We start from the raw sequence: 1,984 nt of genomic DNA, 5'->3' as shown, positions 1-1,984 counted from the left end.
CCCCCGCCGTGACCGGACCGTGCTTCACCGGCCCTCCTCGGCGCCCGGCCGGTCCGGGCGGTGCCGGCCGCCGGGCAGGAACTCCTGCACCTTGGCCTTCAGGCCCTGGCGGACCATGCCGGCGCGGTCGCTGTCGCCCTTGAGGACGGAGGTCGCGGCGGCCTCGATCTGGTCGAGGGTGGCGTGCGGCGGGATGGGCGGCACGGCCGGGTCGGTGACGAAGTCCAGCACGCACGGCTTGTCGCTCCTGAGCGCGGCCTCCCAGGCGCCCCGGACGCCGCCCGGTTCCTCGATCCGGATGCCGTTCAGGCCGAGGGAGCGGGCGAAGTCGGCGTAGGCGACGTCGGGGATCGACTGGGAGGGCAGGAACTGCGGGGCGCCGGCCATGGCGCGCATCTCCCAGGTGACCTGGTTGAGGTCCTGGTTGTTGAGGACGGCGACGATCAGGCGCGGGTCCTGCCACTCCTGCCAGTACTTGGCGACGGTGATCAGCTCGGCCATGCCGTTCATCTGCATGGCGCCGTCGCCGACCAGCGCGATCGCCGGGCGGTCGCCGTGGGCGAACTTGGCGCCGATGACGTACGGCACTCCGGGGCCCATGGTGGCGAGCGTGCCGGAGAGCGAGCCGCGCATGGCGCCGCGCAGCTTGAGGTGGCGGGCGTACCAGTTGGCGGCGGAGCCGGAGTCGGAGGCGAGGATGACGTCGTCGGGCAGCAGGTCGCTCAGCGAGTGGGCGACGTACTCGGGGTTGATGGGTTCGGCGTCGACGGCGGCCCGCCGCTGCATCACCTCCCACCAGCGGGAGACGTCCTTCTCGATGGTCTTGCGCCAGCTCTTGTTCTTGTTGGCCTTGAGCAGCGGCAGCAGCCGGGTCAGGGCCGCCTGGGCGTCACCGGCGAGGTTCACCTCGAACGGGTAGCGCATGCCGACCATGTGCGGGTCGATGTCGATCTGCACGGCCCGCGCCTGCCCGAACTCCGGCATGAACTGGGTGTACGGGAACGACGAGCCGATGACGAGCAGCGTGTCGCAGTTCTCCATCATCTCGTACGACGGCCGGGTGCCCAGCAGGCCGATGGAGCCGGTGACGTAGGGCAGGTCGTCGTCGAGGACGTCCTTGCCGAGCAGTGCCTTGGCGACTCCGGCGTTGAGCCGGTCGGCCACCGCCATGACCTCCTGCCGGGCCCCCCGAGCGCCCTGCCCGACGAGGATCGCGACCTTCTCGCCGGCGTTGAGCACCTCGGCGGCGCGGGTCAGGTCCTCGTCGGAGGGGACCGGGGCGTAGTGCGGCATGCCCAGGCTGGAGGGGACCATCTTGAAGGCGTGCTCGGGCGGCGAGTAGTCGAGTTCCTGCACGTCGGCGGGGATGATGACGGCGCACACCGAGCGGCGGGCCATGGCGGTGCGCATCGCCCGGTCCAGGACGTTGGGCAGCTGCTCGGGGACGGTGACCATCTCGCAGAAGTCGGAGGCCACGTCCTTGTACAGGCTCAGCAGGTCGATCTCCTGCTGGTAGGAGCCGCCCATGGCGCTGCGGTTGGTCTGGCCGACGATCGCGACGACCGGGACGTGGTCGAGCTTGGCGTCGTACAGGCCGTTGAGCAGGTGGATGGCGCCGGGCCCGGAGGTGGCGGCGCACACGCCGACCCTGCCGGAGAACTTGGCGTAGCCGACGGCCTCGAAGGCGGCCATCTCCTCGTGCCGGGCCTGGATGAAGCGGGGGTTGTCGTCGGCCCTCCCCCAGGCGGCGAGCAGCCCGTTGATGCCGTCGCCGGGGTAGGCGAAGACGTGCTCCACACCCCAGTCGCGCAGACGCTCGAGGACGTGGTCGGAGACCTTCTTCGACATGTTCGGAAAACCTTTCCGGAGGGGTGCGTTCAGAGGGCTCGGTCAGGGCGGCGCAGCCGTCGGGCGGCCGTCCGGGCTGCTTGCCGGGCGCCCGTCCGGGCCGCTTGCCGGCCGGCCGCGGCGGCGGCCGCCGCGG

General features: G+C 71.6%; 1 protein-coding gene. It reads right to left on the bottom strand.

Annotated features, from left to right (window positions below; translation table 11 throughout):
- Nucleotides 1-24: 24 nt before the first annotated feature.
- Nucleotides 25-1,848 (bottom strand): thiamine pyrophosphate-requiring protein, encoded by a 1,824-nt coding sequence (locus ACFC02_RS42390; protein ID WP_376368346.1) that lies wholly within the window; start codon nucleotides 1,846-1,848, stop codon nucleotides 25-27.
- Nucleotides 1,849-1,984: the final 136 nt, after the last annotated feature.

Source organism: Streptomyces sp. NPDC056160, assembly GCF_042268205.1.
GTDB lineage: Bacteria > Actinomycetota > Actinomycetes > Streptomycetales > Streptomycetaceae > Streptomyces.
The sequence above is the reverse complement of the archived record's forward strand: the minus strand, read 5'-3'. Positions and strand labels throughout refer to the sequence as shown.